This is a genomic window from Achromobacter xylosoxidans (genome assembly GCF_001457475.1).
GTDB lineage: Bacteria > Pseudomonadota > Gammaproteobacteria > Burkholderiales > Burkholderiaceae_B > Achromobacter > Achromobacter xylosoxidans.
The window spans coordinates 5,387,785-5,413,826 of record NZ_LN831029.1 but is presented as its reverse complement, the minus strand read 5'-3'; the positions used below and the strand labels follow the sequence as shown (position 1 = coordinate 5,413,826).

Annotated in this window: 29 protein-coding genes; 19 read left to right on the top strand and 10 right to left on the bottom strand. The window is 68.9% G+C overall.

From position 1 onward, the window contains the following. Positions 1 to 41: 41 nt before the first annotated feature. Positions 42 to 473 (bottom strand): GFA family protein, encoded by a 432-nt coding sequence (locus tag AT699_RS24360; protein WP_024070146.1) that lies wholly within the window; start codon positions 471 to 473, stop codon positions 42 to 44. Positions 474 to 671: 198 nt separating this feature from the next. Between AT699_RS24360 and phnC the strand changes: the two genes are divergently transcribed. The 3 genes from phnC to phnE all read left to right on the top strand — a co-directional run bounded on the left by phnC (position 672) and on the right by phnE (position 3,396). Continuing rightward, positions 672 to 1,514, top strand: a complete 843-nt coding sequence (gene phnC / locus AT699_RS24355) for a phosphonate ABC transporter ATP-binding protein (RefSeq protein ID WP_024070145.1) — start codon at positions 672 to 674, stop codon at positions 1,512 to 1,514. 29 nt (positions 1,515 to 1,543) lie between these two features. Next, entirely contained in the window at positions 1,544 to 2,524 is a 981-nt protein-coding gene (gene phnD, locus AT699_RS24350; RefSeq protein ID WP_006385579.1) for a phosphonate ABC transporter substrate-binding protein, read from the top strand. Positions 2,525 to 2,601: 77 nt separating this feature from the next. Further along, entirely contained in the window at positions 2,602 to 3,396 is a 795-nt protein-coding gene (gene phnE, locus AT699_RS24345) for a phosphonate ABC transporter, permease protein PhnE (RefSeq protein WP_020926712.1), read from the top strand. Between the two features lie 33 nt (positions 3,397 to 3,429). Here the strand turns inward: phnE and AT699_RS24340 are convergent, their stop codons facing one another. The 3 genes from AT699_RS24340 to AT699_RS24330 are packed head-to-tail and all read right to left on the bottom strand — an operon-like array spanning position 3,430 to position 6,778. Next, on the bottom strand, positions 3,430 to 3,921 hold the full coding sequence (locus AT699_RS24340; protein ID WP_024070144.1) for a hypothetical protein: 492 nt from the start codon (positions 3,919 to 3,921) through the stop codon (positions 3,430 to 3,432). After that, a complete protein-coding gene (locus AT699_RS24335; protein ID WP_024070143.1) occupies positions 3,918 to 4,889 on the bottom strand; it encodes a Bug family tripartite tricarboxylate transporter substrate binding protein in 972 nt (323 codons plus the stop codon). Before AT699_RS24335 ends, AT699_RS24340 begins: the two co-directional genes overlap by 4 nt. A gap of 56 nt (positions 4,890 to 4,945) precedes the next feature. Then, the gene (locus AT699_RS24330) at positions 4,946 to 6,778 is read right to left on the bottom strand and encodes a gamma-glutamyltransferase family protein (protein WP_024070142.1); all 1,833 of its coding nucleotides are present in this window, start codon (positions 6,776 to 6,778) and stop codon (positions 4,946 to 4,948) included. Between the two features lie 107 nt (positions 6,779 to 6,885). On the opposite strand from AT699_RS24330, the gene AT699_RS24325 reads away from it, so the two are divergent. Continuing rightward, positions 6,886 to 7,845, top strand: coding sequence for a LysR family transcriptional regulator (locus tag AT699_RS24325; protein ID WP_024070141.1), 960 nt, complete (start codon positions 6,886 to 6,888; stop codon positions 7,843 to 7,845). 41 nt (positions 7,846 to 7,886) lie between these two features. On the opposite strand, the gene phnN is transcribed toward AT699_RS24325, so the two are convergent. The 4 genes from phnN to phnF form a co-directional block, all read right to left on the bottom strand. Continuing rightward, positions 7,887 to 8,465 carry a phosphonate metabolism protein/1,5-bisphosphokinase (PRPP-forming) PhnN gene (phnN, locus tag AT699_RS24320; protein WP_006385572.1) on the bottom strand — a complete coding sequence of 193 codons (579 nt, stop codon included), beginning with the start codon at positions 8,463 to 8,465 and terminating at the stop codon, positions 7,887 to 7,889. Then, complete coding sequence (locus tag AT699_RS24315) at positions 8,462 to 9,205, bottom strand: DUF1045 domain-containing protein (protein ID WP_024070140.1); 744 nt, start codon at positions 9,203 to 9,205, stop codon at positions 8,462 to 8,464. The genes phnN and AT699_RS24315 overlap by 4 nt, the downstream gene beginning before the upstream one ends. Before the next feature lie 2 nt (positions 9,206 to 9,207). Further along, the gene (locus AT699_RS24310; protein WP_020926717.1) at positions 9,208 to 10,404 is read right to left on the bottom strand and encodes an alpha-D-ribose 1-methylphosphonate 5-triphosphate diphosphatase; all 1,197 of its coding nucleotides are present in this window, start codon (positions 10,402 to 10,404) and stop codon (positions 9,208 to 9,210) included. Positions 10,405 to 10,501: 97 nt separating this feature from the next. Beyond that, complete coding sequence (gene phnF, locus AT699_RS24305; RefSeq protein ID WP_006385569.1) at positions 10,502 to 11,224, bottom strand: phosphonate metabolism transcriptional regulator PhnF; 723 nt, start codon at positions 11,222 to 11,224, stop codon at positions 10,502 to 10,504. A 184-nt stretch (positions 11,225 to 11,408) separates the two neighbouring features. Between phnF and phnG the strand changes: the two genes are divergently transcribed. The 8 genes from phnG to AT699_RS24265 all read left to right on the top strand — a co-directional run bounded on the left by phnG (position 11,409) and on the right by AT699_RS24265 (position 17,755). After that, positions 11,409 to 11,879: a phosphonate C-P lyase system protein PhnG gene (gene phnG, locus AT699_RS24300; protein WP_006385568.1), complete on the top strand. Its 471-nt coding sequence runs from the start codon at positions 11,409 to 11,411 to the stop codon at positions 11,877 to 11,879. Between the two features lies 1 nt (position 11,880). Continuing rightward, positions 11,881 to 12,498 (top strand): phosphonate C-P lyase system protein PhnH, encoded by a 618-nt coding sequence (phnH, locus tag AT699_RS24295; RefSeq protein ID WP_024070139.1) that lies wholly within the window; start codon positions 11,881 to 11,883, stop codon positions 12,496 to 12,498. Position 12,499: 1 nt separating this feature from the next. Beyond that, a complete protein-coding gene (locus tag AT699_RS24290) occupies positions 12,500 to 13,615 on the top strand; it encodes a carbon-phosphorus lyase complex subunit (RefSeq protein WP_020926721.1) in 1,116 nt (371 codons plus the stop codon). Continuing rightward, a complete protein-coding gene (locus tag AT699_RS24285) occupies positions 13,612 to 14,502 on the top strand; it encodes an alpha-D-ribose 1-methylphosphonate 5-phosphate C-P-lyase PhnJ (RefSeq protein ID WP_024070138.1) in 891 nt (296 codons plus the stop codon). Before AT699_RS24290 ends, AT699_RS24285 begins: the two co-directional genes overlap by 4 nt. Further along, positions 14,499 to 15,275 carry a phosphonate C-P lyase system protein PhnK gene (gene phnK / locus AT699_RS24280; RefSeq protein WP_006385564.1) on the top strand — a complete coding sequence of 259 codons (777 nt, stop codon included), beginning with the start codon at positions 14,499 to 14,501 and terminating at the stop codon, positions 15,273 to 15,275. Before AT699_RS24285 ends, phnK begins: the two co-directional genes overlap by 4 nt. A 2-nt stretch (positions 15,276 to 15,277) precedes the next feature. Further along, positions 15,278 to 15,994, top strand: a complete 717-nt coding sequence (phnL, locus tag AT699_RS24275; RefSeq protein ID WP_047993249.1) for a phosphonate C-P lyase system protein PhnL — start codon at positions 15,278 to 15,280, stop codon at positions 15,992 to 15,994. Positions 15,995 to 15,996: 2 nt separating this feature from the next. Further along, complete coding sequence (locus tag AT699_RS24270) at positions 15,997 to 17,202, top strand: alpha-D-ribose 1-methylphosphonate 5-triphosphate diphosphatase (protein WP_024070136.1); 1,206 nt, start codon at positions 15,997 to 15,999, stop codon at positions 17,200 to 17,202. A 118-nt stretch (positions 17,203 to 17,320) separates the two neighbouring features. Next, positions 17,321 to 17,755: a hypothetical protein gene (locus AT699_RS24265; RefSeq protein WP_006385561.1), complete on the top strand. Its 435-nt coding sequence runs from the start codon at positions 17,321 to 17,323 to the stop codon at positions 17,753 to 17,755. Between the two features lie 113 nt (positions 17,756 to 17,868). Here the strand turns inward: AT699_RS24265 and AT699_RS24260 are convergent, their stop codons facing one another. Beyond that, positions 17,869 to 19,179 (bottom strand): dicarboxylate/amino acid:cation symporter, encoded by a 1,311-nt coding sequence (locus tag AT699_RS24260; protein WP_006385560.1) that lies wholly within the window; start codon positions 19,177 to 19,179, stop codon positions 17,869 to 17,871. Positions 19,180 to 19,513: 334 nt separating this feature from the next. Between AT699_RS24260 and AT699_RS24255 the strand changes: the two genes are divergently transcribed. Both AT699_RS24255 and fba read left to right on the top strand, forming a co-directional pair. Further along, positions 19,514 to 20,413: an SMP-30/gluconolactonase/LRE family protein gene (locus AT699_RS24255; RefSeq protein ID WP_053499955.1), complete on the top strand. Its 900-nt coding sequence runs from the start codon at positions 19,514 to 19,516 to the stop codon at positions 20,411 to 20,413. Between the two features lie 173 nt (positions 20,414 to 20,586). Continuing rightward, a complete protein-coding gene (fba, locus tag AT699_RS24250) occupies positions 20,587 to 21,651 on the top strand; it encodes a class II fructose-bisphosphate aldolase (protein WP_006385558.1) in 1,065 nt (354 codons plus the stop codon). Between the two features lie 85 nt (positions 21,652 to 21,736). Here fba and AT699_RS24245 read toward each other — a convergent pair whose 3' ends face one another. Continuing rightward, complete coding sequence (locus AT699_RS24245) at positions 21,737 to 22,192, bottom strand: GFA family protein (protein WP_024070134.1); 456 nt, start codon at positions 22,190 to 22,192, stop codon at positions 21,737 to 21,739. 171 nt (positions 22,193 to 22,363) lie between these two features. On the opposite strand from AT699_RS24245, the gene AT699_RS24240 reads away from it, so the two are divergent. The 5 genes from AT699_RS24240 (at position 22,364) to AT699_RS24225 (ending at position 26,038) form a co-directional block, all read left to right on the top strand. After that, the gene (locus tag AT699_RS24240) at positions 22,364 to 23,245 is read left to right on the top strand and encodes a phosphoribosylaminoimidazolesuccinocarboxamide synthase (protein ID WP_006385556.1); all 882 of its coding nucleotides are present in this window, start codon (positions 22,364 to 22,366) and stop codon (positions 23,243 to 23,245) included. 258 nt (positions 23,246 to 23,503) lie between these two features. Beyond that, the gene (locus tag AT699_RS32020) at positions 23,504 to 23,662 is read left to right on the top strand and encodes a DUF5993 family protein (RefSeq protein WP_006385555.1); all 159 of its coding nucleotides are present in this window, start codon (positions 23,504 to 23,506) and stop codon (positions 23,660 to 23,662) included. Positions 23,663 to 23,673: 11 nt separating this feature from the next. Beyond that, entirely contained in the window at positions 23,674 to 24,246 is a 573-nt protein-coding gene (locus AT699_RS24235) for a disulfide bond formation protein B (RefSeq protein ID WP_024070133.1), read from the top strand. A gap of 74 nt (positions 24,247 to 24,320) precedes the next feature. Further along, positions 24,321 to 24,842 carry a 5-(carboxyamino)imidazole ribonucleotide mutase gene (gene purE / locus AT699_RS24230; RefSeq protein WP_026383173.1) on the top strand — a complete coding sequence of 174 codons (522 nt, stop codon included), beginning with the start codon at positions 24,321 to 24,323 and terminating at the stop codon, positions 24,840 to 24,842. Positions 24,843 to 24,847: 5 nt separating this feature from the next. After that, a complete protein-coding gene (locus AT699_RS24225) occupies positions 24,848 to 26,038 on the top strand; it encodes a 5-(carboxyamino)imidazole ribonucleotide synthase (RefSeq protein WP_024070131.1) in 1,191 nt (396 codons plus the stop codon). Positions 26,039 to 26,042: the final 4 nt, after the last annotated feature.

Below are 26,042 nucleotides of genomic sequence, written 5' to 3'. Positions count from 1 at the left end.
TAGCCTGCCGTTCATATCGAATTCAACTGTTTGGTTGAATTTTATGTAACCGCGTGGGGCAAGGCCGCTTCGGCATCTTCATAGGCCCCCGGATAGCGCGGCAGGTTGTCGGTGATGTCGAACCACGGCGCCTTGCTGGCGACGTGGCAATGCGCGGACGGCCTGATGCCCGGGTCGTCGTCCAGGGCGCCCAGCGGCAGGCCGTAGATGTCGGGCGTCTGGTCGAAGCGGCTGAGCAGCGGCGTGCCGCAGGCCTCGCAGAAGCCGCGGTAGTTGCCGGGCGACGAGCAGTACCAGGTGACGTGGTTTTCCCCCTTGGTCCAGGCGAAGTCGGCGGCCTGCACCGTGGCGCGGCTGCGGAACGCGGCGCCGTGCGACTTGCGGCACATGGCGCAATGGCAATTGAGGGCGTCGGTGAGCGGGCCGGTGATCTGGTAGGCAACGCGGCCGCAGAGGCAGGAACCGTTGAGCATGATGACCGCCTGTCGGGAAGAGGGGATGCCTTGAATATACCCGGGGCCCGCGACAGCGGCGCGGCCATATATGACGGATGTCTTTCAGTTGGTTGCCATGGCCCCTATTTTCCGCCAAATGATTCGATCCCCGGGTCATCGCGTTGTCATGCCGCGAAAACAGAATGCGCGAATGAACCAGACCAAGGGGATTCAACGATGACCTACGCCATCGAAGTACAGGGGCTGAGCAAGTCCTTCCATCCCGGCGCGCGGGCGCTGGACAACGTCGACCTGCGCGTGGCCGACGGCGAGATGGTGGCACTGCTGGGCGCCTCGGGCTCCGGCAAGTCCACTCTGCTGCGCCACCTGGCCGGCTTCGTGGTGGGCGACGCCGGGCAGGGCAGCGTGACCGTCAATGGCCAACTGATCCAGCGCCACGGCCGCCTGTCGCGCAATGTGCGCGGCGCCCGCGCCGGCATCGGCTTCGTGTTCCAGCAATTCAACCTGGTGGGCCGCCTGCCGGTGATCACCAACGTGCTGACCGGCCTGCTGCCGCGCGTGCCGATGTGGCGCAGCCTGACGCGCGTGTTCCTGCGGGCCGAAGTGCGCCAGGGGCTCGACGCGCTTGCCCAGGTTGGTATAGACGACTACGAATTTCAGCGCGCTTCGACGCTGTCCGGCGGCCAGCAGCAGCGCGCCGCCATCGCCCGCACCCTGGTGCAGAACGCCCGCGTGATCCTGGCCGACGAGCCGATCGCCTCGCTCGATCCGGAATCGTCACGTCGCGTGATGGACACGCTGGCGCAGATCAATCGCAGCCGCAAGGTGGCCGTGGTGGTCTCGCTGCACCAGGTCGATGTCGCCCTGCGCTACTGCCCGCGGGTGGTGGCGCTGCGCCATGGCAAGGTGGTCTACGACGGTCCCTCGGCCGAGCTGACGCCGGCCATGCTGCGCGACCTGTACGGCTCGGAATTGAGCGAGCTGCTTCCCGAATACACGCCGCAGGTCCTGCCCATGCCGGGCCTGGCGCCGCTTTCCCGACAGGCCTGCGCGGCCTGACCTTACCCGTTCCCTACCCGGAGCTTTCCATGCTACGCAGAACCTTTGTTGCCCTGATCGCCGCTGCCGCCTTGTCCACGCAAGTCCATGCGCAAGAGGCCAAGCCGTTGAACTTCGGCATCATTTCGACGGAGTCGTCGACCAATCTGAAGTCGGTGTGGCAGCCCGTCATCGACGACCTGAGCCGCGCCATCGGCGTGCCGGTCAAGCCGTTCTTCGCTTCCGACTACGCCGGCATCATCGAAGGCATGCGCTTCAACAAGGTGCAGCTGGCCTGGTACGGCAACAAGTCTGCGATCGAAGCCGTGGACCGCGCCAGCGGCGAAGTGTTCGCCTCGGTGATCGACAAGGACGGCAACCCGGGCTACTGGTCGTTGCTGATCGTCAACAAGGACAGCGACATCAAGAGCCTGGACGACCTGCTCAAGCGCCGCGGCCAGCTGACCTACGGCGCCGGCGATCCCAACTCGACCTCGGGCACCGCCGTGCCCGGCTACTACCTGTGGGCCGCCAACAAGATCGAGCCCAAGACCTTCTTCAAGGCCGTGCGCGTCAGCAACCACGAGACCAACCTGCTGTCGGTGATCAACAAGCAGGTCGACGTGGCCGTCAACAACACCGAGGCGCTGGAGCGCTATCGCCTGAGCACCGGCAAGGACGCCAACGACAGCGTGCGCATCCTGTGGAAGTCGCCGCTGATCCCGGCCGATCCGCTGGTCATGCGCACCGACCTGCCGGCCGACATGAAGGCCAAGATCCGCGACTTCTTCGTCAACTACGGCAAGGGCAAGGACGCCGCGCGCGAGATGGCCAACCTGAAGGCGCTGACCTACCAGGGCTTCCGCGCCTCGGACAACCAGCAGTTGGTGCCGATCCGCCAGATCGAACTGGCGCGTGAAAAGGCCAAGATCGAGGCCGATGCCACCATCGGCCAGGCCGAGAAGCAGAAGCAGCTGGCCGAGCTGGACGCCAAGCTGGCCAGCCTGGGCCAGCCGACCGCCAAGCAGTAACGATGCCACGCGGCGCCGGCGCTTGCCCGTCAAGCGCCGGCGCCGCGTCCATCCGATTTTTCTATTCCGGAATCCCCATGACCCTGGCCGTGCCTTCTTCCCGTTCCCCCGCCGCGCCGCGCTCGTCGCTGCCGGTCCTGCTCGTATGGGCCTTCGTGCTGGCGCTGCTGGTGATGTCCTGGCGCGGCGCCGACATGCGGCCGCTGGACCTGTTGCGGGACTCGGGCAACATGGCCCAGTTCGCGGCCGACTTCTTTCCGCCCAATTTCCGCGACTGGCGCATGTACCTGGACGAGATGATCGTGACGGTGCAGATCGCGGTGTGGGGCACGTTCCTGGCGATCGTGGTGGCCGTGCCGCTGGGGCTGCTGTGTTCGTCGAACATGGTGCCGGCCTGGGTCTACCAACCGATGCGGCGCCTGATGGACGCCTGCCGCGCCATCAATGAAATGGTGTTCGCGATGCTGTTCATCGTGGCGGTGGGCCTGGGGCCCTTCGCCGGCGTGCTGGCGTTGTGGGTGCACACCACCGGCGTGCTGGCCAAGTTGTTTTCCGAGGCGGTCGAGGCCATCGACCCGCGCCCGGTCGAGGGCGTGCGCGCCACCGGCGCCAACGCGCTCGAAGAGATCGTCTATGGCGTGATCCCGCAGGTGCTGCCGCTGTGGATCTCGTACTCGCTGTACCGCTTCGAGTCGAACGTGCGCTCGGCCTCGGTGGTGGGCATCGTCGGCGCCGGCGGCATCGGCACGGTGCTGTGGGAAATCATCCGCAGCTTCCGCTATGCGGAAACCTGCGCGGTGATGATCATCATCGTCGGCTTCGTGGTCGTGATCGATATGGCGTCGGCCCGCATCCGCCGCGCGTTGATCTGAAGGCCGGGGCGCGCCGCGGCGCGCCCCTTTGGCTCAGTCGGCCGGCGTGAGCGCCAGGAAGGCGGGCAGGGCCAGCAGTCCCGCCAGCCGGGCGGCGGCGATGTCCGCCGGCGCCAGCGCCGCGCGCGGCATCAGGAAGTTGACGGTGCCCAGGCAGGCGCCGTCGAACACCACCGGCACGTTGATCACCGATTGCAGGCCGAGCGCCTGGATGGCGTCGTGATCGTCGAAGAACTCGCGGATCGCGTCGCTGCCCTCGCCGATGAAGACCTTGCGTTCGAGCAGGACGTGGCGGCCCCAGGCGGTGCCGCGCTTGTCCTTGCTGCCGCCGGGCGGATAGGCGGCGGGGTTTGAGCTGTACAGCCGCACCACCCGCATGCGTTCGGCGTCATGGCGGTTGATGGTGCACAGCGTGTGCCCCAGCGTGGCGTGGGCGTGCGTGTCGAGCGCGGCGAAGGCCGCCGGGGCCGAGGCCGCGTCATAGGCTTGCGCGAGGCGCTCGACGGTGTCGGACGTGATGCTCATTCGGCGGTGATTCCCAGTTCCTTGATGAGCTTGCCGTACTTGTCGGCATCGCGCGCCAGCACCTGGCCGAACTGCTCCGGCGTGGTGTCCAGCAGCAGCACGCCCATGTCGCCCATCTTCTTGACGACGTCGGGCCGCTTGAGAATCTTGTTGATCTCCTGGTTCAGCCGCGTCGTCAGTTCCGGCGGCATGCCGGCCGGGCCGAAGGCGCCGTACCAGACCGACAGTTCGTAGCCGGGCAGGGTCTCGGCCACGGTCGGCGCCTCGGGCAGCAGCGGCGAACGCTGTTCCTCGGTGACGGCCAGCAGCTTGAGCTTGCCGGTCTGCACGTGCGGCAGGGTCTGGGTGCCGGCGCTGAACAGCACCTGGGTGCGGCCGGCCACCGTGTCCAGCACCGCCGGCGCGCCGCCGCGGTAGGGAATGTGCATCATCTTCACGCCCGCGGCCTTCTCGAACAGCGCGGCGCTCAGGTGGTTGGTCGAACCCTGGCCGGCCGAGGCGTAGGCCACCTTGTCGGGGTTGGCCTTGACGTAGTCGATGAATTCCTTGACGTTGGCGGCCGGCACCGAGGGATGCACCACCATGGTGTTGGTGACCAGCGCCAGTTCGGCGATCGGCGTGAAGTCCTTGACGCCGTCGAACGGCATGTTGCCGTAGAGCGCCTGGTTCATGGTGTGGGTGCTCATCGAGCCGACCAGCAGCGTGTAGCCGTCGGGTTTGGCGCGCGCGACGAAAGTGCTGCCGATGTTGCCCGAGGCGCCCGAGCGGTTCTCGACGATGACGGGCTGGCCGAGCGATTGTGTCAGTCCTTCGGACAGCACGCGCGCCAGGATGTCGGTGGAGCCGCCGGCGGCCCACGGCACGATCAGCGTGATCGGCTTTTCGGGCCAGGCGGCCTGCGCCAGCGCGGGCGCGGCGCACGCCACTGTGAGGGCGCAGGCGCGCAACAGTCGTCGGATGGTTTTCATGGTGTTTACCCCTTGCGATAAGGCCGGTCTCGTCGCCGGCTGGATGGAAAATCGGTTCATCGGCCGACCGCGTAGCCCTGCATGCCGCGCGGGTTGGCGGCGGCGCGCAGCAGCAGGCCGCCGCCGGCCGCGGGCTCGCGGGTGCAGGCGCTGATGCGGCCTTCGGACCAGTTGGGGCCGACACGCAACTCATGGCCGGCCTCGCGCAGCGCTTGTTGCGTGGCTTCGGCCAGGCGGCCCTCGACCGTCAGGCGGTTCAGCGTCAGCGCGCGCGGCCAGAACGAGCCCGGGAAATGATCGATGTGCCAGGACGGCGCATCGATCGCCTCCTGCAGGTTCAGGCCCATGGCATGGCGCAGGAAGAAGGCCACCGTCCACTGGTCCTGCTGGTCGCCGCCGGGCGTGCCGAAGGCCATGTAGGGTTGGCCGTCGCGCAACACCAGGCCGGGCGACAGCGTGGTGCAGGGCCGCTTGCCGGGTTGCAGCTGGCCGGGCACGCCGTCGTCCAGCCAGGTCATCTGCAATCGCGTGGTCAGCGGGAAGCCCAGCGCCGGCACCACCGGGCTGGACGACAGCCAACCGCCGGACGGCGTGGCCGCGACCATGTTGCCGTCGCGGTCGATGACGTCGATCTGGCAGGTATCGCCGACGAAGATCTCGCGCGCGGCCCATTCCGCCACCGGCGGCAGCGCCGCGAAAGTCGGCTCGCCCACGCCGAAGCGCGTGTCCGAGGCAGCCAGCGTGCGGGCGGCGGCCTCCAGGTCGGGCAGGCGCGGCGCCCGGCCGGCGGGAGAGCCGGGTTGCAGCGTGGCGGCGGCGCGGGGGCCGATGCCGCTGGCGCGCGCCCGGGCGTAGTCGTCGCTCAACAATGCGGCCAACGGCACGTCGACGAAATCGGGATCACCGTACCAGGCGGCGCGGTCGGCGAAGGCCAGCTTGGCGGCTTCGGCCACGCGGTGCACGAACTGCGGCGAGGCCGGGTCCAGGCCGTCCATCTCCAGGTGGCGCAGCAGCGCCAGCTGTTGCAGGTGTACCGGGCCTTGCGACCACACGCCGCACTTGGCCACGGTGTAGCGGCCGTATTGCAGCGTGACGGGATCGTCGTAGCGGGCGCGCCAGTCGGCCAGGTCGGCCTTGCGCAGCAGGCCGCGATTGCGCTGGCCGGTGGTGTCGCGCACGGCTTCATGGGTGTAGTAGGCGTCTATCTCGTCGGCCACGAAACCGCGGTACCAGATGGCCAGCGCGGCATCGATGCGGCCATTGCGGTCGGTTGCCGCCGCGTGCGCCTCGTCCAGGATGCGGGTGTAGGTGGCGGCGATGGCCGGCGTGCGCAGCAGCGCGCCGGGCGCGGGCACCTTGCCGTCGGGCAGCCAGACGGCGGCCGAGCTGGTCCATTCGTCGCGGAACAGGGCCTGCACCGCCAGGATGGCCTGCGAGATGCGCGGCACCAGCGGAAAACCGTTGCGGGCGTAGTCGATGGCCGGGCGCAGTACGTCGGCCAGTTCCCAGGTGCCGTAGTCGCGCAGCAGGGTCAGCCAGGCGCCGAACGCGCCGGGCACGGTGGCGGGCAGCAGGCCGATGCCGGGCACCAGGTCCACGCCCAGTCCGCGAAAGTAGGCGGGCGTCGCCAGCGCCGGCGCCGGTCCCTGGCCGCACAGGGCGCGCATGCGGCTCTCCCGTTCGCTCCACAGCAGGATCGGCACTTCGCCGCCGGGGCCGTTCAGGTGCGGCTCGACGATCTGCAGCGTGAAGCCGCCGGCCACCGCGGCGTCGAAGGCATTGCCGCCGCGCTCCAGCACGCCCATGGCGACCTGCGAGGCCAGCCAGTGGGTGGACGAGACGACGCCGAAGGTGCCGCGGATTTCCGGACGGGTGGTGAAGGTGGACATGGACGGTACGGGCAAGGATGGGTTTCGTCGCAGTATAGGAGCCTGAAATAACTCAGGAAGCCATTGTTGGCATAATTGAATAACCAATCAGTTATAGGAATGCGCCCGTGACCTGGGATGCCGCCCGACTTGCCAACCGCCTGCGTCAACGCCACCTGGTGCTGCTGGAAAACATCGCCCGCCACGGCACGCTGACGCGCGTGGCGGCGGCCACCGGCATCAGCCAGCCGGCCGCCACCAAGGCGCTGGCCGAGCTGGAGGCCATTTTCGGCGCGCCGCTGTTCCTGCGCACCGGGCGCGGCATGCAGCCCACGCCGCTGGGCGAGCTGGCGCTGGTGCGCGCCCGGCGCATGCAGAGCGACCTGGACCTGTGGGCGCGCGAGGTCGAGGCGCTGCACGATGGCCGGGCCGCCCACCTGCACGTGGGCGTGGTGCCGTATGTATCGAGCGCGCTGCTGACCGCGGCCATTGGCCGGCTGCACCAGCGCCATGGCGTCACCCTGACGCTGCACCGGGCGACGACCGATCACCTGGTGCCGATGCTGCGGCGGCACGAACTCGACTGCGTCATCAGCCGCGCCACGTCGACGGTGGCGCAAGATGACCTGGACCATCGGGTGCTGTACCGGCAGCGGCCGCGCGTGATCGCGCACAGCCGCCTGGCGCAGCGCCTGGCGCGGCGGGCGCCGGACTGGGCGCAACTGGCGGGGATGGACTGGGTGCTGCCGGCGGTGAACACGCCGACGCGGCAATTGATCGTCGAACACTTCATCCGCGCCGGCCTGCGCTCGCCATCGCCGGTGCTGGAGGCCTATTCCACCGACGTGATCGAAGGCATGCTCAGCGCCAACCCCGCGCTGGTGTCGGTGGTGCCGGAAGACATCGCGCGCGAGCTGTGCCAGCGCGGCAAGCTCGGCATGGTGCCGTGGGATTTCGGTTGGGAGCTGCCGCCCATCAACCTGATCCGCCGCCGGCGCGAGCAGGCGCTGGCGGCCGAGGAACGCTTTTCGGACATCCTGCTGGAGTTGTGCGCGGACCTTGGCCAGGACGCGCGGCCGCGGGCTTGAGGCGTGCGGCCGCGTCCGGGCTGCCTGGCGCTCCGCGCGGTCTATGCGATGAGGCGGCCGCGGGCGATATCCAGCAATTCGGCGGCGGCGGCTTCCGGCGCGCCGTTGTTGGCGACGCGCAGCAGGCGGCAACCGTCGGGGACGGGGAAGTCCTGCGCGGCGCGCAACAGGCGCTGGCTGATCTGTTCAGGGGATTCGCGGCCGCGCGCCGCCAGCCGCTGCGCTAGCCGCGCGGGATCGACGGTGATCTCCACCGCCGTCAGCGCCGGATAGCGCCGGTGCGCTTCGGCCAGGTGGGCGCGCGAGCCGTTGACGATGACGGCCGCGCCGCCGTCCAGCCAGGTATCGACCTCGATGCCGATGCCGTAATGCAGGCCGTGGCTGGCCCAGCGCAGGGCGAAGCAGCCCAGTGCGGCGCGGCGCGCGAATTCATCGACGCTCAGGCGCAGCGCGTCCTCGCTGGCGCCGCTGTCGCGGGTGATGTAGCGGTGCGCCACCAGCACCGGTTCGTCGCCGCGCAGGCCGGCGCGCAGCAGCCGCAGCAGGGTGTCCTTGCCGCTGCCGGACGCGCCCATCAGGTAGACCAGGCGTTCGCCGCTGGCGGGAACGGGCGGGTTCATGCCGCGGCTGGTCCTTCCAGGTAGGCCGCGCCCGCCGCGTCGACGTGGCCGCCGTCGAAGCGGTAGTGGCGCGCCGCGATGAAGTCGGCGCCCGCTTCCGGCTGTACATACACGCTCACGCCGGGCACCGGCATGGGCTGGCCGCGCAATGGGTCGGCGAAGGCGGCGATGCCTGCCCGGGCCTGTTCCAGCGCTTCGCCGTCGAGCTTGCCGGTCAGCGTGATGTGGAAGGTGAAGGTATCGAACACGTAGGGGTAGCCCCAGCGCGCCAGCATGGCCTGCTGTTCGGGCGATAGCGCATGCGCCTGGCGCCGGGCCAGTTCGTCGGCGCCGGGCGCGGCGCGCAGGTCGTCCAGGCCGCGCACGGCGGCGGCGGCCAGGGCGTTGATGCGGGCGCGGCCGTCGGCGTCGGAGGATGCGATGCGCCAGGCCAGGAAGCCGCGCAGCGGCTCGCATTCGAGCTGGATGCCGAAGGCGCTGTCGCCGGCGGCGAGGCGGCGCGCGGCGGCGTCCACATCCCGCGGCGTGGCGCCGGCGCGCAGCCGGAAGGGCGGCTTCAGCGTGGCGTGCAGGCCGTAATGGCGCGGCGCCGCGGTCCAGTCGCGCGCGGCCTCGGGCTGGCCGGGCAGTGGCGGCAGGGCCGCGCCGGTGTCGGCGCAACGGCCCAGCCAGCGGCTGCCCAGCTCACGCCAGGGGCCGGTGGGGGCGAGATACAGCGCGTAGCGGTGGGCCGACGGCATGGTCAGGCCGCCATGCGCTGGTGGCGGTCGTCGCCGAAGGCGCGGGTGGCGTAGCGCAGCTCGCCGCCGACGATGGCGGCGCAGACGCGCGGCAGTCCGGGCACCTGGTCGTCGACCACGATGGCGTCGGCGATCAGGCCGGGCGCCAGCATGCCGCGATCCTGCAGGCCGGCGGCGCGCGCCGGGTTCAGCGACACCAGGTTCCAGGCCTGCTCCAGGGGCAGCACGCCGTCGTTCACCAGGCGCAGCGCCGCCGCCAGCGGCGCGGGGTAGTAATAGTCGGAGGTCAGGATGTCGCACAACCCGGCGCGGACCATTTCGGTGGCGCTGGGGGCGTTGGTGTGGCTGCCGCCGCGCACCACGTTGGGCGCGCCGAACACCACCGAGTTGCCCAGGTCGCGGGCCACGCTGGCGGCGTCGCGCGTCAGCGGGAATTCCGCCACGCCGCAACCCAGTTGGTGGTAGTAGCGGCGGGTGGCGGCGTCGGGATCGTCGTGCGAGGCGACCCGCAGTCCGGCCGCCTGGGCGCTGGCGGTCAGCTCGCGCATGGCGTCGGCCACCGAGTCGGCCGCGCCCATGGCGCGGCGGATGCGCTCCTGGAAGGTGTCCAGGTCGCATTCGGCGCGGTCGGCGTATTGCAGCAGCTTGCGGTCATCGCCCAGGCGGCGCGCCATGCTGGGCAGGTGGTCATTGAGGGCGACGAAGCGCACGCGCCCGTCGCGGATCCATTGCTGGGCGGTCTCGACGCCGCCGACGTGGTGGGTCTCGAAGCGCAGATGCACGTAGTGGCGCGCGCCCATGAGGTGCCGCATGCGTTCGAGCGCGGCGAACATGCGCTCGGCGTAGGCCTCGCCGCGCAGGCCGCCTTCCCACGACAGCGTGACGCCGTGGAATTCGGTGGTGATGCCGTTGGCCAGCAACTGGCGGTCGACGTCGAACAGCGCGCCGTCGTAGGGGAAGGTGACGCTGGGGCGCGGCATGATGGCGCGCTCGAAGGCATCGCCGTGCAGGTCGACGATGCCGGGCAGCACCAGCAGGTCGCCGGCGTCGAACCAGGCCGCGCCGCGCGCGGGCGTGCCGCCGGCGTCGTCGATCAGTCCGGCGTGGAATCGCAGGCTGGCGTGCTCGATGCCGCGCGGGGTCAGGATACGTTGGCCTGTGACACCGGCCAGGGGCGAGGGGGCGTGTGCTTGGTTCATGAAGGGAAGTTAGCGGTGTTGCATTACAACCAGATGTCTAGATGAGTGAAATCGCCGTGCCGCCCGCGCGGCCGCCGGAAAGCGGCCGCAGCCGCGCTCAACTGTCGTCCGCCACCATGAGTTGCACCAGGTCGCCCACGAAGCGGGTGATGCTGTATTGCAGCGGCGCGCCGGCCTGGTCGACGTTCAGGGCTTCCACCTGCAGGATCGGGCGTGTCTTGGGTTGGCCCAGGATGCGCGCCACCTCCGGCGACGGCAGGGTGGCGGTGATGCGCGACCACTTGCGGGTGTAGTCGCCGATGCCGTAATGGGCGTAGACCTTGGACACCGAGCGCAGGGTGTTCATGCGCTCGATGAAATCGGGGAAGCGCTTTTCGTCGAAGTAGTGTTCCGAGGCGCTGATGGGGCGGTTCTCGGCCTTGCCGACCATCTGCACCCGCAGCAGCGGGGCGTTGCGCGCCAGGCCCAGGTGCTTGGCGATCTCGGCCGCGCGCAGCGTCTGGCTGCCCAGCGCTTCGAGGTGGCCCAGCATGCCCTGGCTGCGCAGGTTCTCGGAAAAGCGCGTGCGCTTGCCGATGGCGTAGTCGATGGCGTGTTCCTGCACGAAGGTGCCGCGGCCCTGCTCGATGCGCACCAGTCCGCTCTGTTCCAGTTCGCCCATGGCGCGCCGGATGGTGTGGCGGTTGACGGAGAACTTGGCGGCCAGTTCCGGTTCGGAGGGCAGTTGTTCGCCCGCCGTGTACAGCTTGTTGCGGATGTCGTCCGCCAGGGACTCGCCAATCTGTCGCCACACGGCGATGCCGGAACCTCTTTCGACCATGGAATGTGCTCGTGCTGTCATATCAGCTTCATCAGGAATGGCTGTGATTGTGCACCAAGCGGCGGGCGGGGGATAGGCGATGCGTCCCTGCCGCAACTGTCATCAAAAATTCACACCAGGCTGTTGAACTTGCTTCTGAACGCGATCATACTCCATCCAGTCGTCTAGACGTTTAGAGGAAATAATGGACCATCCACAAACAGCGCAGGGCGGAATCCAGGCGCGACGGACCGCCTGGATGCGGGTGTTGGCGCTGGCCGATCCGGCCATGCTGGAAGGGGCCTTCGGCTCGCTCGGCGGGCTGCCGCCGCACCAGATGCTGCGCCCGGCGCAGACCGGCATGGCCATGGTGCGGGCCCGCAGCGGCGGCACCGGGGCGCGTTTCAACCTGGGTGAAATGACGGTGACACGCTGCGCCGTCAGCCTGGACAACGGCGTGGTCGGCATCGCCTACGTGCAGGGCCGCTCGTTGCGCCATGCCGAGCAGGCCGCGGTGGCCGACGCGCTGCTGCAACTGCCCGACTGGCACGACACGGTGCAGGCGCAGCTGATCCAGCCGCTGGCGCGCGAACGCGCCGAGCGCATCGAGCGCCAGGCGCGCGTGGCGGCGCAGACCAAGGTCGAATTTTTCACGATGGTGCGAGGCGAGGACTGACATGCATCAAGAACTTCTTGGCGCCGCGGCCGCCAGCCGCCGGCTGTTGCCGGGCTTCGCGGATCCGGTGAACGATGCGCAGACCACCTTCCGCACCGCGCTCGATGCCATGGCGCATCCGGGCCGCGTGTACGACGTGGCCGCCACCTGCGGCGTGCCGGCCGGCCTGTCGCCGGCGCTGACCGCGCTGTTGCTGACGCTGGTGGACGTGGACACGCCGCTTTGGCTGCCGCAGGGCCTGGACGCCGGCGTGCTGGACTTCCTGCGCTTCCATTGCGCCTGCCCGGTGGTGCCGTCGGCCTCGCTGGCGCGCTTTGCCGTGGTGCCGGCCGGTAGCGCGGCGCCGACGCTGGCGTCCTGCCACCCGGGCGACCCGGCCTATCCGGACCTGTCCACCACGCTGCTGATCGAGGTCGCATCGCTGGACGCCGGCCCCGAGGTTTCGCTGGCCGGTCCCGGCATCCAGGGCCGCCAGGCGCTGCGCGCCGCCGGCCTGCCGGAAGGCTTCTGGCGCGACTGGCGCATCAACCATCAACGTTTCCCGCTGGGCGTCGACGTGTTCCTGACGCACGGACGGCAACTGTGCGCGCTGCCCCGCAGCACGCGCGTGGAGAGCTGACATGTACGTGGCCGTCAAAGGTGGCGAACGCGCCATCCTCAATTCCTACCGCATGCTGGACGACTACCGGCGCGGCGACCGGGCCTTGCCCGAACTGAGCCTGGACCAGATCCGCGAACAGATGCCGCTGGCGGTGTCGCGCGTGATGGCGGAAGGCTCGCTCTACGATCCGCAACTGGCGGCGCTGGCGCTCAAGCAGGCCGCCGGCGACGTGATCGAGGCGGTGTTCCTGCTGCGCGCCTACCGCACCACGCTATCGCGCTACGGCTACACCCAGCCGATCGACACCGGCGCCATGCGCCTGCAGCGCCGCATCTCGTCGACCTTCAAGGACGTGCCGGGCGGGCAGATCCTGGGGCCGACCTACGACTACACCCAGCGCCTGCTGGACTTCTCGCTGGAAGCCGAGCGCGAGGCCGACGCCCTGCCGGCGGCCGGCGAGCCGCTGGACAGCGCCATGCCACGCGTGACGGACCTGCTGGCGCACGACGACCTGATCGACGCCGAGCCGGTGCCCGAAGGCGATCCCGAGCCCTTCGACCTGACGCGCCAGCCGCTGGACTTCCCGGCCTCGCGCGCGGCGCGCCTGCAGAACCTGGCGCGCGCCGACGAGGGCTTTCTCTTGTCGATGGGCTATTCCACGCAGCGCGGCTACGGCAACACGCATCCGTTCGCCGCCGAGATCCGCTACGGCTCCCTGGAAGTCGAGATGCACATCGAGGAACTGGGTTTCGCCGTGACGGTGGGCGAGATCGAGATCACCGAATGCCAGATGGTGAGCCAGTTCTCCGGCAATGCCGAGGAAGGCCCCAAGTTCACCCGCGGCTATGGCCTGACCTTCGGCTACGGCGAACGCAAGGCCATGTCGATGGCGCTGGTGGACCGCGCCCTGAAGGCGCGCGACCTGGGTGAACGCGCCGATGCGCCGGCCAACGACCATGAGTTCGTGCTGTACCACAGCGACAACGTCGAGGCCTCCGGCTTTGTGCAGCACTTGAAGCTGCCGCACTACGTGGACTTCCAGGCCAACCTGGAACTGCTGCGCCGCCTGCGCGCCGAACGCGCCGCGCCGGCCCCCGAGACCACCCGCCAGCTGGACGAGGCCGTTGCCCCATGAAAACTTCCCATACTCCCGGCGCCGCGGTCGAACGCGACGACCACTACAACTTCGCCTACCTCGACGAGTCCACCAAGCGCATGCTGCGCCGCGCGCTGCTCAAGGCGGTGGCGATTCCCGGCTACCAGGTGCCGTTCGGCAGCCGCGAGATGCCGCTGCCCTACGGCTGGGGCACGGGCGGCATCCAGGTGACCGCGTCGATCATCGGCCCGGGCGACGTGCTCAAGGTGATCGACCAGGGCTCGGACGACACCACCAACGCCATCAACATCCGCCGCTTCTTCGGCCGCGTGACCGGCGTGGCCACCACCGAATCGACCCGCGACGCCAGCATCGTGCAGACGCGCCACCGCATTCCGGAAACGCCGCTGCGGGCCGACCAGATCATGGTGTTCCAGGTGCCGATCCCCGAGCCGCTGCGCTGGCTCGAACCGAGCGAGACCGAGACCCGCACCATGCACGCGCTGGCCGAATACGGCGGCATGCACGTCAAGCTGTACGAGGACATCGCCCAGCACGGCCACATCGCCACCACCTACGACTATCCCGTGATCGTCAACGACCGCTACATGATGCGGCCGTCGCCGATCCCGAAGTTCGACAACCCCAAGCTCGACAACAGCCCGGCGCTGATGCTGTTCGGCGCCGGCCGCGAGAAGCGGGTCTACGCGGTGCCGCCGTACACCCGGGTCAAGAGCCTGGACTTCGAGGACCATCCCTTCACCGTGGAGAAGTGGTCGGAATGCTGCGACCTGTGCGGCTCGCGCGACAGCTTCCTGGACGAGATCATCCTGGACGACGCCGGCACGCGCCGCTTCGTCTGCTCCGATACCGAATACTGCAACGACCGCCAGGCCGCGCAAGCCGAAAAGGAAGCCACCGCATGAACGCCCAACCCTTGCTTTCCGTGCGCGGCATGACGCGCACCTGGGACGGCGTGCACGGTTGCCGCAACGTCAGTTTCGACCTGTTCCCCGGCGAGGTGCTGTGCGTGGTGGGCGAATCCGGTTCCGGCAAGAGCACGCTGCTGTCGGCCGTGTCGTACCAGACCGCGCCCGACGCCGGCAGCGTCTGGTACGACACCCGCGACCAGGGCTTCACCGACCTGGCCGCGCTGTCCGGCGCGCGCCTGCGGCTGCTGGCCCGCACCGACTGGGGCTTCGTGCGCCAGAACGCCCGCGACGGCCTGCGCATGCAGGTCAGCGCCGGCGCCAACATCGCCGAGCGCCTGATGGCGGTGGGCGACCGCCACTACGGCGAGTTGCGCCAGGCCGCGGGCAGCTGGCTGCAAAAGATGGAGATCGACGCAGGTCGCCTGGACGACGCGCCGGCCTCGTTCTCCGGCGGCATGCAGCAGCGCCTGCAGATCGCCCGCAATCTGGTGACCCATCCGCGCCTGGTGTTCATGGACGAGCCGACCGCGTCGCTCGACGTGTCGGTGCAGGCGCGCCTGCTGGACCTGCTGCGCCAGCTGGTGACCGACCTGGGCCTGGCCGCGATCGTGGTGACGCACGACCTGGCGGTGGCGCGCCTGCTGGCGCATCGCACGCTGGTGATGCGCGGCGGCGAGGTGGTCGAAAGCGGCCTGACCGACCAGATCCTCGACGACCCGCAGCATCCCTACACCCAGTTGCTGGTGTCTTCCATTTTGCAGAGCTGACCATGACCGTTGCGACTCCCATGATCGAGGTGCGGGGCCTCGGAAAGATGTTCACCCTGCACAACCAGGGCGGCATTCGCCTGCCGGTGCTGGAGGCGGTCGATTTCGACGCCGCCGCCGGCGACTGCCTGGTGCTGGCCGGCCCGTCGGGCACCGGCAAGAGCACCCTGCTGCGCTGCCTTTACGGCAACTACCTGGCCACCGAAGGCAGCATCCGCGTGCGCGCCGGCGACAGCTGGGTCGAGCTGGTCGGCGCGCCCGAGCAGCGCATTCTGGCGCTGCGGCGCGACGTCATCGGCTACGTCAGCCAGTTCCTGCGGGTAATCCCGCGCGTGTCGGCGCTGGACGTGGTGGCCGAGCCGCTGCGCATGGCCGGCATCGACGCCGGCGAGGCGCGCGAGCGCGCCGCCGCCATGCTGCGCCGCCTGAACGTGCCGCAGCGGCTGTGGGGGCTGGCGCCCGCCACGTTCTCGGGCGGCGAACAGCAACGGGTCAACATCGCCCGCGGCTTCATCGCCCGGCATCCCATCCTGCTGCTGGACGAGCCGACCGCGTCGCTGGATCCGGACAACCGCGCGGTGGTGGTGGCGCTGATCCGCGAAGCGCGCGCCGCCGGCCGCTGCCTGCTGGGCATCTTCCACGATGAAGAAGTGCGCGACGCGGTGGCGTCGCGGGTCCTGGCCCTGCGTCCCGCGCAGGCCGCCGTCGAATTGGAGTGAGCATGACCAGCACCTACCTGACCCACGCCCACGTCGTCTTGCCCGACCGCGTGCTGGAAGACAGCGCCGTCCTGATCGACGACGGCGTCATCGCCGCCATCGCGCCCGATGGCGCCGCGGCCGACCGCGAGATCGACCTGCGCGGCCTGACGCTGGTGCCGGGCCTGGTCGACCTGCATTGCGATGCCATCGAAAAGGAAGCCGAGCCGCGCTCGAAAGTGCTGTTCCCGCTGGATTTCGCGGTGGCGCAGGTGGATCGCCGCAACGCCGCGGCCGGCATCACCACGCCCTATCATGCGCTGTCGTTCGCCAACAGCGAATGGGGCGTGCGCAACAACGACACCGCCGCGCAGGTGGTGCGCAGCGTGCGCGCCTTCCGCCAGCACAGCCTGGTCGACAACCGCGTGCACTGCCGCTACGAAGTGACCGACGCCACCTCGGTGCCGGTGTTGCGGCAGCTGATGGACGAGGGCGCGGTGGACCTGCTGTCGGTGATGGACCATTCGCCGGGCCAGGGCCAGTTCAAGACGCTGGAGTCATACCTGCAATACATGATCGGCAACCACGCCATGAGCCGCGAGCAGGCCGAGGAGGCCGCGCATGCCAAGGCGCGCGCCAAGGATGGCGCGGTGCAGCGTGTGGAAACGCTGCTGGCGCATGCGCGCGACCGGGGCATCCCCACCGCCAGCCATGACGACGATTCGATCCATCGCATCGCCACCATGCGCAACCTGGGCGTGGCGATGAGCGAGTTTCCGATCACGCTCGATACCGCCCGCGCCGCGGTGTCCTGCGGCCTGCCCACCATCCTGGGCGCGCCCAACGTGCTGCGCGGCAAGAGCCAGAGCGGTTCGATGCGCGCCATCGACGCGATCCGCGCGGGCGTGGCCAGCTGTCTGTGCTCGGATTACCAGCCCTCGACCCTGATCGCCGCGGCCTTCGCGGTGACGGCGCAGACCGACCTGACGCTGCCGCAGGCGATCGCGCTGGTGACGGCGAATCCGGCCGACGCCTGCGGCCTGGCCGATCGCGGCCGCATCGCGGTGGGCCAGCGCGCCGACCTGGTGGCCGTGGCGCAGGTTGGCGCGTTGCCGCTCATCAGCCATACCTGGAGCGCCGGCCGCCTGGTGTTCTCGACCCACTATGCGCCGGCGCGCGCGCCGACGCCCGCGCGCGCGGCCGAGGCCGACGGCCTGGTGGCGGCCTGAGGAAACCGCCAGACCTTGTCGCCGGACAAGCGGGCGGCACGCGCATCTGGTTAAATGGGCGGACGAGGACGCCGCCAGCGGGCGAGCGGCCCGTCTGCCTTATTTTCCGGAGCGCGTGATGGCACGATTCAATTTCACCCAGGACCCCGAAGAACCCGATCTCTGGGCCGCCGAAAACGTGCCTGTGGGCGAGGGGCGTCCGCCCATCCACGTCATGGTGCAGACCGACGGCGAGGAGCCCTCCGGCGCGGCGTCCAAGGTGGTCAAGGCCATCATCGACAATCTCGATGAGCAGGTCCTGGCCGCGGCCGACTTCCTGCTGGACAACTACTCGTACGAACACTACAAGAAGCTCGGCATCGAGGACGACCAACTGCTGGGCGAGGAAACCGCCGAGGCGATGGCCGGGAAGGCCGTGCTGCGCGCCCTCTGGCTGTTCGACGAGGACGGCGACGGCTATGAACTGTGGTTCACGCTGCCCTGGGACCCGGTGCACACCTACGACGTGGAATTCGAGGACGGCGCGCCGGTGTCGTGTTCGGTCAACGACTGAATCCACGCGGCGGCCCCAGGCGGGCCGCGGGATCGGCCGACTCATGAAAAACGGGCCCCGCATTCATCGCGGGGCCCGTGCTTGCGGTTCTGGAACGAGTCGGCGCGCCTGGCTCAGGCCTCGCGCGAGGCCGTGCGCGGCGGCGCTGAAACCGCGCCGGTGGCAGTGTCGGCGGCGGCATCGGCGGCCGCCAGGTCCTCTTCCTTGCCTTCCATCTTGGCGATGACGGCGGTGGCCAGGCTGTTGCCGACGACGTTGGTGGCGGTGCGGCCCATGTCGAAGAACTGATCGATGCCCATGATCAGCAGCAGGCCGGCCTCGGGCAGGTGGAACATCGGCAGCGTCGCCGCCACCACCACCAGCGAGGCGCGCGCCACGCCCGCCATGCCCTTGCTGGTCACCATCAGCACCAGCAGCAGCGTCAGTTGCTGCGAGAAGCTCATCTCGATGTTGTACGCCTGCGCGATGAACAGCACCGCGAACGACTGGTACATCATCGAGCCGTCCAGGTTGAACGAGTAGCCCAGCGGCAGCACGAAACCCGAAATGCGCTTGGACACGCCGAAACGCTCCAGCGCCTCGATGGTCTTGGGATAGGCCGATTCGCTGCTGGCGGTCGAGAAGGCCAGCAGGGTCGGTTCCTTGATCAGGCCGCCCAGGCGGAAGGTCGAACGGCCCAGGAACAGGTAGCCCACGCCGAACAGGATGGCCCACAGCAGCGCCAGCCCCAGGTAGAACTCGCCGATCAGCTTGCCGTAGCTGACCAGCACGCCCAGGCCCTCGGTGGTGATGGCGGCGGCCATGGCGGCGAACACGCCCAGCGGCGCGAAGCGCATCACGTAGTCGGTGACGCGGAACATGATCTTGGCCAGCTCGTCGATCATGTTGTAGATGGTGTTGTGGCCCTTGCCGCGGATGAACGACAGCGCCGCGCCGAAGAACAGCGAGAACACCAGGATCTGCAGGATCTCGTTATTGGCCATGGCTTCGGCGATGCTCTTGGGGAACACGTGCGCGATGAAGGCCTTGAGGGTGAAGTCGCCGGTCTTCAGGCCGGCCGTGGCGGCCGCGTCGGGCAGCGCCAGGTTCAGGTGCGCGCCGGGCTGGAAGATGTTGACCAGCGCCAGGCCCAGCAGCAGCGAGATGGCAGAGGCCGCGATGAACCAGAACATGGCGCGCAGGCCGATGCGGCCGACGGCGCTGGCATCGCTCATGCTGGCCAGGCCGGACACCAGGGTGGCGAATACCAGGGGCGCGATGATCATCTTGATCATGCGCAGGAAGATGTCGGTGATCAGGCTGAAGTACGAGGCGATTTCCTTGGCCTCTTGCGCGTTCTGCGCGTACTTGTTGCAGAAATAGCCCACCACGACGCCCAGCACCATGGCGATGCCGATGTAACGCGTCAGCTTCTTTGTATTCATCTTCAAAAACAGGAAAACGGGGATCGTCGCGGTCGGCCCGGGGGAAGGCCTTACCCGCCGGCATGGGGCGGGGCGGATCGGTCCAATGACGGATATGCCGGAGGGCAACCGGCGCGGGTTAACCCTTGGGGCGCGATGTTAACGCCGCCAACCTGACAGTTAGTTGTCAGGTTGGGGACGGGTCAACCCCGACTGCCGCCGCGCCGGCCTCATGACAAAATGGCCTGGCCCCGGGACGCCCAGGCGTTGCCCCGGGGCGGGCGCCATCCATACAGATATTGGGCCTGCCAGGCCCGCCGTCACCAATAAGGAGAAAGCCGTGGGAGACAAAGCCATGCCGCAACGCGAATTGTCCGTGCTGGCCTCGGGGTACACCTTCCTGGAGGGACTGCGCTGGCGCGACGGGCGCCTGTGGGCATCGGACTTCTATACAGGCAAGGTCATCGCCGTCGACCTGGAGGGCCGGGTGGAAGTCATCTGCCGGGTCCTGGAGCAGCCGTCCGGCCTGGGGTGGCTGCCGGACGGACGCCTGCTGATTTCCTCCATGAAGGACCGCAAGCTGCTGCGGCGCGAGCCCGACGGCCGGCTGGTCACGCATTGCGACCTGTCCGCCCTGACCGGCGGACCGGTCAACGACATGGTGGTCGACGAGCTGGGCCGCGCCTACGTGGGCAATTTCGGTTTCGACCTGATGGCTGGCGAGCCTTTCGCCACCACCACCCTGGTGCGGGTGGATCCGGACGGGGTGGCCCAGGTGGTGGCGGACGGATTGTGGTTTCCCAACGGTTCGTTCATCACCCCCGACGGCAAGACCCTGATCGTCAACGAGACCTTCGGCAACCGGATCTCGGAATTCGACATCCTGGCGGACGGGGCGCTGGGGCCGCGGCGCGACTGGGCCCACTTCGGCGCCCTGCCGGAGTCGGACGACCTGTCGGTGCTGATCGAAGCGTCGGCCATCGGGCCGGACGGCGGCGCGCTGGACGCCGAGGGCGCGCTGTGGGTGGCCGACGCGATCGGCAAGCGCATCGTGCGGCTGGCGCGCGGCGGCGAGATTCTGGAACAAATCGATACCGGCGAACTGGGCATCTTTGCGGCGGCGCTGGGCGGGCCGGACGGCAAGACGTTGTTCATGGCGGCGGCGCCCGATTTCATCGAGGCCAACCGCCGCGCCCGGCCCGAAGGGCGGATCCTGGTGACGCGGGTGGACGTGCCGCGCGCCGGCCGCCCCTAACGGCGGGCCTGCTTATGGGGGAGGCGCCCGGCCGCGGCTCGGGCGGCCGGTTTAGTCCTGGCGGATAGGGATACCCGTCGTTTCAAGACCTTTCTTCGAATCCCCCGTAAAATCTCACCATTCCGCTTGATTTCAACCATCTTTCAATCGACAGTACCTAAGGAGGACCACTCATGGCCCTAGTCTCCATGCGCCAGTTGCTCGACCACGCCGCCGAGCACGGCTACGGCATCCCGGCATTCAACGTCAACAACCTGGAACAGGTCCAGGCCATCATGGAAGCCGCGGCGGAGACCGACAGCCCGGTGATCATGCAGGCCTCGGCCGGCGCCCGCAAGTACGCCGGCGAAGGCTTCCTGAAGCACCTGATCCAGGCCGCCGTGGAGTCCTACCCGCACATCCCCGTGGTCATGCACCAGGACCACGGCCAGTCGCCCAAGGTCTGCCAGGGCGCCATCGACCTGGGCTTTTCCAGCGTCATGATGGACGGCTCGCTCAAGGAAGACGGCAAGACCATCGCCGACTACGACTACAACGTCGAGGTCACCAAGAAGGTGGTGGACGTGGCCCACAAGCTGGGCGTGACGGTCGAAGGCGAACTGGGCTGCCTGGGCTCGCTCGAAACCATGCAGGGCGACAAGGAAGACGGCCACGGCGCCGACGGCAAGCTGACCATGGACCAGCTGCTGACCGACCCGGAGCAGGCCGCCGACTTCGTGCGCCGCACCCAGCTCGACGCCCTGGCGATCGCCATCGGCACCAGCCACGGCGCCTACAAGTTCACGCGCAAGCCCACCGGCGACATCCTGTCGATCGCCCGCATCAAGGAAATCCACGCCCGCCTGCCCAACACCCACCTGGTGATGCACGGCAGCTCCAGCGTGCCGCAGGAACTGCTGGCCGAGATCCGTGAATTCGGCGGCAACATGAAGGAAACCTACGGCGTGCCGGTCGAGGAAATCCAGGAAGCCATCAAGTACGGCGTGCGTAAGATCAATATCGACACCGATATCCGCCTGGCCATGACCGGCGCCATCCGCCGCTTCTTCGCCGAGAACCCCGAGAAGTTCGACCCGCGCGAATACCTGAAGCCGGCCCGCGCCGCCGCCAAGGCGATCTGTGTGGCTCGCTACACCGAGTTCGGCACCGCCGGCAACGCCAGCAAGATCAAGGCGCTGCCGCTGACCGAGATCGCCGCCCAGTACGCCTCGGGCAAGCTGACCCAGGTGGTGCAGTAAGCCACCGGCCGCCTTCCCCGGAAGGCGGGCAGCAAAAAGGCGGCCCCTGGCGGGTCCGCCTTTTTTTCTTTGCGCGCCGGCCCCGTCAGGCGGGCGGCGCGTTGCGGGGGAAATGCGGCACGGTCCTGTCCACGTGGTGCCAGGACGGGGCCGAGTCCGTCCACATGGTGACGCGGGTGTGGAAGGCCTCGGGGTCGTCCAGTGAACCGGCCCGCACCACCTCGTAGCCCATGCCCTCCGAGCCGCCGAACAGCGGCGTGCCGCAGTCGGCACAGAAGCTGCGCATCACGGTGTGGCCGGAATCGCCCTGGTAGCGGTGCTCGCGCGCCTTGCCGCGCAGCAGGGTGACCGAGCCGGCCGGCAGGATCAGCGCGTGGGCCGGCGCGCCGCCGCTGGAATACTGGCAATCGCGGCAATGACAGGTGGCCGCCATGATCGGCTCTTCGGTCACCGCGTAGCGCACCGCGCCGCATTGGCAGCCGCCGGTCAGGTGGACCTGCGCGTCGGCGTGCGGCGGGCGTTTCTGGGTTGCATCCTGCATACGACTCTGTCTCCTCCAGGGGTAAAGGGGGCGCCGTGACGCGGTGCGCGGCCGGCGCATTTTTGGAATCCGGCCAGACTAACCCGGGGCCCGCCGCGCGGCAAGACGGGGCTATTTGCAGTAACCTATGCGCTTTGCGCGACCCCCATTTTTGCCATAGGCCATTTTTCCGTGACTTCTGCTTTGCATCAATCCAGCATCAAGTCCTTGCCGCTGCTGGGCCGCGGTAAGGTCCGCGACATGTACGCGGTGGGCGACGACAAGTTGCTGATCGTCGCGTCGGACCGCATCTCGGCGTTCGACGTCATCCTCGACGATCCCATTCCCGGCAAGGGGCAGGTGCTGACCGAACTGACCGAGTTCTGGCTGCAGAAGCTGGCCCACATCCTGCCGAACCACTCCACCGGCATCAAGGCCGAAGACGTGGTGGCGCCCGACGAAGTCGACCAGGTGCGCGGCCGCGCCGTGGTGGTCAAGCGCCTCAAGCCGATCCTGGTGGAAGCGGTGGCCCGCGGCTACCTGATCGGTTCCGGCTGGAAGGATTACCAGGCCACCGGCGCCGTCTGCGGCATCAAGCTGCCCGCCGGCCTGCAGCAGGCCAGCCAGCTGCCCGAGCCGATCTTCACGCCGGCGGCCAAGGCCGAGTTCGGCATGCACGACGAAAACGTCGATTTCGCGCATGTGGTCAAGGAAGTCGGCCAGGAAATGGCCGAGCGCATCCGCGACGTCACGCTCAAGCTGTATGCCGAGGCGGCCCGCTTCGCCGCCACCAAGGGCATCATCATCGCCGACACCAAGTTCGAGTTCGGCCTGGACGACGACGGCACGCTGTACCTGATGGACGAAGTGCTGACGCCCGACTCCTCGCGCTTCTGGCCGGCCGACGGCTACCGCGTCGGCATCAGCCCGCCTTCGTTCGACAAGCAGTTCGTGCGCGACTGGCTCGAGACCCAGACCTGGGACAAGACCCCGCCGGCGCCGCGCCTGCCGCAGGACGTGCTGGAAAAGACGGCCGCCAAGTATCGCGAAGCGCTCGACCGCCTGGTGGCCTGACGCGCCGCCCATTCGAAAGACCGCCCGAAAGACCGCCCGATCGCCGGGCGGTTTTTTTTACCCGGCGCAGACCGTTCGTCAGGGAAATCCCTGTTTTTCGGTAAGAATTATTGCGTATTGTTACGTTATACTCGCCGGCAACTTGCAACAGGAAGCCGTCGGCGCGCCCGCGCGGCTTTCTCTCTGTCAACTTGCCGGACGCGGCCCGCAGCCGCCGCCTGGGCCTGGCCGCCCACCGGATGCAGAAAGGAGCTGCGCATGATCATGATGTTGCCTTTCCTGACCGGACTGGTCGCCGTCTGGTTCGGCCTGCTGGGCAAGCGCCGTCCCTGCGTCGCTTTCTGGCTGATCACCCTGGCGGTGTTCGCCGCCTGGTGCCAGTTCCACATGACCAGCCCGCTGGCGCTGTCGCTGTAGGCCCCGCCGACATGATCTTTTCCCGCAATCCCGCGCGCGGCTCGCGCGTGCTCAACGTCCTGGCCCTGCTGGGCGTGACCGCCATCCTCGGGCTGGCCTTCGCCTGGCAATTCGCCTACGACGAATTGCCGTGCCCGCTCTGCCTGCTGCAACGCGTGGCCTTCATGCTGGCCGGGGTGGGGCTGCTGCTGAACCTGCGGCTGGGCCCGTCTCCCATGCACTACGCCATGACCATTGCCGCCTCGCTGGGCGGCATGGTGGCGTCGGGCCGCCAGGTGCTGTTGCACATCGCCCCGGGCGATGCCGGCTACGGCACGCCGTTCCTGGGCCTGCACTTCTATACCTGGGCCTTCATCGCCTTCGGCGCCCTGATCGTGTTCTGCGTGCTGATGCTGTCGGTGGACCGCAAATGGGGCGACAACATGCTCAAGCGGCCGGTGTCGGTGCTGGGCGTGGTCATCATGGCCCTGTTTTTCATCATGGTGCTCGCCAACCTGGGCAGCACCACGCTGCAATGCGGTTTCGGGCCCTGCCCGGACAATCCCGCCGGGTATCTCTGGCTGGGTTCGGGCAATACGCCATAGGGGTGGCGCCGGCGCCGGGTAAAATACCGGGTTTCGCGGCACGGCCGCGGCCTTTCAACGACTCGACACCGGTTATGACAGCCAAGACTTCCGCAGCGGCAGACGCCACCCCCGTGGTGGGCGTGATTATGGGTTCTTCCAGCGATTGGGAGGTCATGAAGCACGCCGTCACCATGCTCGAAGACTTCGGCGTGCCGTACGAGGCGCGCGTGATTTCCGCGCACCGCATGCCGCAGGACATGGCCGAGTACGGCGCCGCCGCGTTCGACCGCGGCCTGCGCGGCATCATCGCCGGCGCGGGCGGCGCGGCCCACCTGCCGGGCATGATGGCGGCCCTGACCGAGGTGCCGGTGTTCGGCGTGCCGGTGCCGTCCAAGTACCTGCGCGGCGAGGATTCGCTGCTGTCCATCGTGCAGATGCCCAAGGGCGTGCCGGTGGCCACCTTCGCCATCGGCGAGGCCGGCGCCGCCAACGCCGCGCTGCACCTGATCGCCACGCTGGCGGGCACCGATGCCGGCCTGCACAAGAAGCTGGTGGCGTTCCGCGCGCGCCAGACGCAGGCCGCGCGCGACATGAAGGTTCCGCCCGAGGCCTGATCCCCATGACGCAATCGACTGCTTTCACCATTGCCCCCGGCGGCTGGCTCGGCCTGCTGGGCGGCGGCCAGCTGGGCCGCATGTTCTGCCACGCGGCGCAAAGCCTGGGCTACAAGGTCGCGGTGCTGGACCCGGCCGCCGAATGCCCGGCGGGCATGGTGGCGGACCTGCACATCCAGGCCGCCTATGACGATGAAGACGGCTTGGCGCGCCTGGCGCAGACCTGTCAGGCCGTCACCACCGAATTCGAGAACGTGCCGGCCGACAGCCTGCGCGCGCTGGCGGCGCGTTGCCGCGTCAGCCCGGCCGCCGACGCGGTCGCCATCGTGCAGGACCGCATCGCCGAGAAGGCCTTCATCGCCAGCCAGGGCATCCCGGTCGCGCCGCACGCCGCCATCCGCAGCGAGGCCGACCTGCGCGCCGCGCCCGACAGCCTGTTCCCCGGCATCCTGAAGGTCGCGCGCCTGGGCTACGACGGCAAGGGCCAGGCCCGCATCGATTCGCGCGAGGCTGCGCTGGCCGCGTTCGCCGAGTTCGGCGGCGTGGCCTGCGTGCTGGAAGCGCTGATGCCGCTGGACTATGAGATCTCGGTCGTGATCGCGCGCGGTTTCGACGGCGCCAGCGTGGTGTTCCCGGTGGCGCGCAACGTGCACCGCGACGGCATCCTGGCCGTGTCGACGGCGGCGCCGGTCAAGCTTGACGCCGCCCACGCCGAACGCCAGGCGCAGGCCACCGCGGCCGCGCAGGCCATCGCGCAGGGCCTGGGCTACCACGGCGTGCTGTGCGTGGAATTCTTCGTGCTCCAGGACGGCAGCCTGATCGTCAACGAGATCGCGCCGCGTCCGCACAACAGCGGCCACTACACCATGGACGCCTGCGTCACCAGCCAGTTCGAGCAGCAGGCGCGCGCCATGGCCGGCCTGCCGCTGGGCAGCACCGACCTGCTGGCGCCGGCCGTGATGCTGAACCTGCTGGGCGACATCTGGTATCCGTCGGCTACCGGCGACACGCAGCGCGAGCCCGACTGGGCCGCCGCGCTGGCGGTGCCCACGGCCAAGCTGCACCTGTACGGCAAGCGCGAGGCGCGCCGCGGCCGCAAGATGGGCCACGTCACCATCGTCGCGCCGACGCTGCAACAGGCCCGGGCCGACGCGGCGCGTGTCGCCGCCGCGCTGGGCATGCAGGCGCCCGAGTAACGCC

Bases quoted from the DNA above. Each gene is read 5' to 3' on its own strand.
- AT699_RS24245 (WP_024070134.1), bottom strand. From the start codon at position 22,192: ATGCAGGATGCAACCCAGAAACGCCCGCCGCACGCCGACGCGCAGGTC.
- phnN (WP_006385572.1), bottom strand. From the start codon at position 8,465: ATGAACCCGCCCGTTCCCGCCAGCGGCGAACGCCTGGTCTACCTGATG.
- AT699_RS24290 (WP_020926721.1), top strand. From the start codon at position 12,500: ATGTACGTGGCCGTCAAAGGTGGCGAACGCGCCATCCTCAATTCCTAC.
- AT699_RS24255 (WP_053499955.1), top strand. From the start codon at position 19,514: ATGCCGCAACGCGAATTGTCCGTGCTGGCCTCGGGGTACACCTTCCTG.
- AT699_RS24265 (WP_006385561.1), top strand. From the start codon at position 17,321: ATGGCACGATTCAATTTCACCCAGGACCCCGAAGAACCCGATCTCTGG.
- AT699_RS24310 (WP_020926717.1), bottom strand. From the start codon at position 10,404: ATGAACCAAGCACACGCCCCCTCGCCCCTGGCCGGTGTCACAGGCCAA.
- AT699_RS24335 (WP_024070143.1), bottom strand. From the start codon at position 4,889: ATGAAAACCATCCGACGACTGTTGCGCGCCTGCGCCCTCACAGTGGCG.
- fba (WP_006385558.1), top strand. From the start codon at position 20,587: ATGGCCCTAGTCTCCATGCGCCAGTTGCTCGACCACGCCGCCGAGCAC.
- AT699_RS24260 (WP_006385560.1), bottom strand. From the start codon at position 19,179: ATGAATACAAAGAAGCTGACGCGTTACATCGGCATCGCCATGGTGCTG.
- AT699_RS24330 (WP_024070142.1), bottom strand. From the start codon at position 6,778: ATGTCCACCTTCACCACCCGTCCGGAAATCCGCGGCACCTTCGGCGTC.
- phnC (WP_024070145.1), top strand. From the start codon at position 672: ATGACCTACGCCATCGAAGTACAGGGGCTGAGCAAGTCCTTCCATCCC.
- AT699_RS24225 (WP_024070131.1), top strand. From the start codon at position 24,848: ATGACGCAATCGACTGCTTTCACCATTGCCCCCGGCGGCTGGCTCGGC.
- purE (WP_026383173.1), top strand. From the start codon at position 24,321: ATGACAGCCAAGACTTCCGCAGCGGCAGACGCCACCCCCGTGGTGGGC.
- AT699_RS24340 (WP_024070144.1), bottom strand. From the start codon at position 3,921: ATGAGCATCACGTCCGACACCGTCGAGCGCCTCGCGCAAGCCTATGAC.
- AT699_RS24360 (WP_024070146.1), bottom strand. From the start codon at position 473: ATGCTCAACGGTTCCTGCCTCTGCGGCCGCGTTGCCTACCAGATCACC.
- phnL (WP_047993249.1), top strand. From the start codon at position 15,278: ATGACCGTTGCGACTCCCATGATCGAGGTGCGGGGCCTCGGAAAGATG.
- AT699_RS24235 (WP_024070133.1), top strand. From the start codon at position 23,674: ATGATCTTTTCCCGCAATCCCGCGCGCGGCTCGCGCGTGCTCAACGTC.
- phnK (WP_006385564.1), top strand. From the start codon at position 14,499: ATGAACGCCCAACCCTTGCTTTCCGTGCGCGGCATGACGCGCACCTGG.
- phnH (WP_024070139.1), top strand. From the start codon at position 11,881: ATGCATCAAGAACTTCTTGGCGCCGCGGCCGCCAGCCGCCGGCTGTTG.
- AT699_RS24270 (WP_024070136.1), top strand. From the start codon at position 15,997: ATGACCAGCACCTACCTGACCCACGCCCACGTCGTCTTGCCCGACCGC.
- phnD (WP_006385579.1), top strand. From the start codon at position 1,544: ATGCTACGCAGAACCTTTGTTGCCCTGATCGCCGCTGCCGCCTTGTCC.
- AT699_RS24285 (WP_024070138.1), top strand. From the start codon at position 13,612: ATGAAAACTTCCCATACTCCCGGCGCCGCGGTCGAACGCGACGACCAC.
- phnF (WP_006385569.1), bottom strand. From the start codon at position 11,224: ATGGTCGAAAGAGGTTCCGGCATCGCCGTGTGGCGACAGATTGGCGAG.
- AT699_RS24315 (WP_024070140.1), bottom strand. From the start codon at position 9,205: ATGCCGTCGGCCCACCGCTACGCGCTGTATCTCGCCCCCACCGGCCCC.
- AT699_RS32020 (WP_006385555.1), top strand. From the start codon at position 23,504: ATGATCATGATGTTGCCTTTCCTGACCGGACTGGTCGCCGTCTGGTTC.
- phnE (WP_020926712.1), top strand. From the start codon at position 2,602: ATGACCCTGGCCGTGCCTTCTTCCCGTTCCCCCGCCGCGCCGCGCTCG.
- phnG (WP_006385568.1), top strand. From the start codon at position 11,409: ATGGACCATCCACAAACAGCGCAGGGCGGAATCCAGGCGCGACGGACC.